This window comes from Butyrivibrio sp. WCE2006 (assembly GCF_000701985.1).
GTDB lineage: Bacteria > Bacillota > Clostridia > Lachnospirales > Lachnospiraceae > Butyrivibrio.
The window spans coordinates 1-3,249 of the sequence record NZ_JNKH01000081.1; the positions used below are offsets into that span (position 1 = coordinate 1).

Sequence of the window (3,249 nt, forward strand, 5' to 3'; positions counted from 1 at the left end):
AAATCCTATATTCAAGACGTAGAACATTCTCACGCTCAGCGCAGCAAGTGCTCAGAGCTGTCTGAACAGTAACTTTAACACTCATTATAGTTTTGACAACTTTATAAAGTGTAAATAGGCTGCAAATCTAAAAGTAAAGGTACATATTATAAATGGAAAAAGAAATCTTCAATGAAGAACAACAGCATTTAACCAAAATCTACAACAAGTTGCTTGAAATGAAAAATGACCTGGAATCCCAGATCAAAAAACTGGACGAAAAAGCTACTGACGAGAAAAACGACATCCGTGACAATATTCGATTTGATTACGCTGACATAGAAACTACTATGGAAACCTTAGCTGAAATTGAGGTTTGGAATCGCTATATTGACACTTACAATGTTGAAAGCAGTTCACTTGGTAACAGATTAAATACTGTTAATAAACTATTGGAATCCCCTTATTTTGCCAAAATTCAGGTTCAATTTGACCCTTCAGAAGCCCCGGAGGACTATTATATTGGTCGTGCTGCCATTTCTCAAAATGGTTACAGCCAGATGATAATTGACTGGAGATCTCCTATTGCAGAGGTTTACTATAATCAGCAAAACGGCCCAACCTCCTATATGGTCGAAGACAGAGAAATCCCTGTTAATTTACTATTAAGACGCCAGTTTGATTTACAAAAAGATAAACTTATCTCCTATTTTGATACTCAGATTGCCATAGAGGACCCTCTGTTATTGCAGTCACTTTCACAGACTCGTTCGGATAAAATGCAGGCAATTACTGCAACCATACAAAAAGAACAAAACACCGTTATCCGATATCCTGATGTCCCGTTTTTATTGGTAAATGGCATCGCCGGAAGTGGAAAAACTTCTGTTTTATTGCAACGAATTGCATATCTTTTCTATCAAAAGAGAGATTCTCTGCGTCCAGACCAGGTTTGTCTTATGACGCTAAACCCGGTTTTCCGCGACTATATCGATAATGTCCTTCCGGATATGGGAGAAACCAATCCTCTGACATTGACCTGGCAGGAATTTGCTGAGATGGTAGAGACTCCTTTTTCAGAAAATGCATACGATTTTACCGATACCGATAGCTTAAGAAAGATACATGAAATCCTGCCAACTCTTACGCCTGAAGCAGCTGATTTCTTTGATATAAAACAAAAAGGAAATCGTGTTCTGTCAAAAAAAGAGGTGCTTTCAGTTGTTAAGAGCTTCTCTCAATTTCCTATGGGAGTCCGCCTGATTCAGACTGTATCTGATGAACTTGAACATAGAGCCAAAAACGTGCTTAAAAATATTGATCATAATATGGACAGCGAATCCGGATCAGTTGCAAAATCCGATTCTGCTGAAAACAATCGAATTGAAAATGATCTTGGCGGTGCACTTCATAATATCAGACACTGTAACTTCATAAATGTCATACATATAGCAAAGCGTATTCTCGGAAAATCACGCATAACCGCAGCAGAATGGTTTTACACACGTATGGAACTTACAGGAGAATGTGATCGTAACATGCGTTATGTAATGGTGGATGAAGTTCAGGACTATACTATGGCACAGATGCTTATTTTCAGGAAGTATTTCCCCAATGCCCGCTTCATGCTCCTTGGTGATGAATTTCAGGCTATCCGTGAGGGTACGGTTACCTTCAACGAGCTAAAAGATATGGCAAAGGCAGATAAGAAACCCTTCGTAGAACTTCCCTTATTGACAAGCTATAGAAGTTCACCGGAAATTACTGACATGTTCGCTGCTATCCTTCCGGAAGAAAAAAAGCTGATGATTTCCTCCGTAAAACGCCCAGGTGCAAAAGTCTCCGTGATAAAGTGTAGTTCTGATGAGGAACACTTATCTGAACTCAATACCCAGATATCCAAATTCGAGAAAGAGGATGGCCTTACTGCAATCATTTGCAGAAATCAATTTAATGCTGATAAGCTTTTCACTGCGTTAAATAGTGATTCTATACCAATGATAGCAGAAAACAATGCACTTCCTAAAAAAGGTAGCTTTATCATTGAATTAAAACTCGCAAAGGGATTGGAATTCGACAATGTAATCCTTGCTGATGCAGATCCGGTATCTTATCCTGATGACGAGCTCGGAAAACATTGCCTATATACAGCCATGTCCCGTGCCACAAGACATCTTGCAATCCTTGCAGTAGGTGACTTGTCTGCAAATGTACATTGATTTACAATTCACAGATTAAACACAAAATGTACACTTTGTTTTACGATTTTAACTGTATTATAAAAAGCATCAAGAGAAAAACATTTCTTGATACTCCCTCATAAAACATAAACTTTTCTTCAAAAAACAAAGCTGGCGTAACCGTGACAAGGCGCCAGCTTTCCCCATTAATAAACGTTTTGTTCAGGATATATCCTTTCTTTGCAAGGATTATCCAATTTCAGACAAAAATAAGCCCTCTATGACTTATTGCGAAAAATGGAAAAGGTCTGCAGTAATCCGGCTTTGCCAGATACTCTTTCTGTTTTTCTGAGGAAAACAACTAATTTGCAATAATTAGGAATCCTCCTGAAATCTCAAAAGCCTCAGCATTTTTATGTACTTTCTCACAAAAATTATCCGGTACAATAGCAAAAGGTTCTGCTGATATAGGTGCCCCATCTTTTATACTCTCAAGGTTATTCGGAAAATCTGATAATTCCAAAAATGTCTGGATTATATCAACAAAAGGCAGCTCCCATAACCCTTTAGCTACACGTATTAAGTTATTAATCTTATTATCATCATACGAAATCTTCCCTTTTTCTATTGTTAAAAGTTCATCTTCCGGAATTATGATATGTATTGTAAATATGCCATCCTCAGGATTATTCATAATAAATGATCTTACTTCTGATAAATCCTTATATTCATAAAGAAGCTGCAAATAATCACTACTGAGATCATCTTCAGAGGACATTCTGAAGCATTTCTCAAGCTTTTCCTGGTTGAAAGCTATTATCTTTTCATAAGGCATATCCATATAATCCCAGTATCCGCTGAGAAATTTCATTCCCTGCATCGATAACTTGTCATAAAAATCCTTCAGAATAGTATCATATATATTCCTTTTATTACATTCTGCTACCAAAGAAAAGTAAGCCGGCATCTCATCTTCTCCCACCACATATTCGTACTGGACCAGGTCCTCGCAAAGCGAGGGGCGTGTCCTGCCAAAGGCAGGATTCTTAAACGATTTTCCTTATTGCGTTCAAGAAGTCATCATTTCCCA

At 37.7% G+C, this 3,249-nt stretch carries 2 protein-coding genes; one reads left to right on the top strand and one right to left on the bottom strand.

Annotated elements, in window-relative coordinates; translation table 11 throughout:
• The first annotated feature begins 152 nt into the window (after window positions 1-152).
• Complete coding sequence (locus T501_RS19240; RefSeq protein WP_026511763.1) at window positions 153-2,198, top strand: HelD family protein; 2,046 nt, start codon at window positions 153-155, stop codon at window positions 2,196-2,198.
• Window positions 2,199-2,520: 322 nt separating this feature from the next.
• On the opposite strand, the gene T501_RS19245 is transcribed toward T501_RS19240, so the two are convergent.
• Window positions 2,521-3,126 (bottom strand): hypothetical protein, encoded by a 606-nt coding sequence (locus tag T501_RS19245; RefSeq protein ID WP_050008422.1) that lies wholly within the window; start codon window positions 3,124-3,126, stop codon window positions 2,521-2,523.
• Window positions 3,127-3,249: the final 123 nt, after the last annotated feature.

Bases quoted from the DNA above. Each gene is read 5' to 3' on its own strand.
- T501_RS19240 (WP_026511763.1), top strand. From the start codon at position 153: ATGGAAAAAGAAATCTTCAATGAAGAACAACAGCATTTAACCAAAATC.
- T501_RS19245 (WP_050008422.1), bottom strand. From the start codon at position 3,126: ATGCCGGCTTACTTTTCTTTGGTAGCAGAATGTAATAAAAGGAATATA.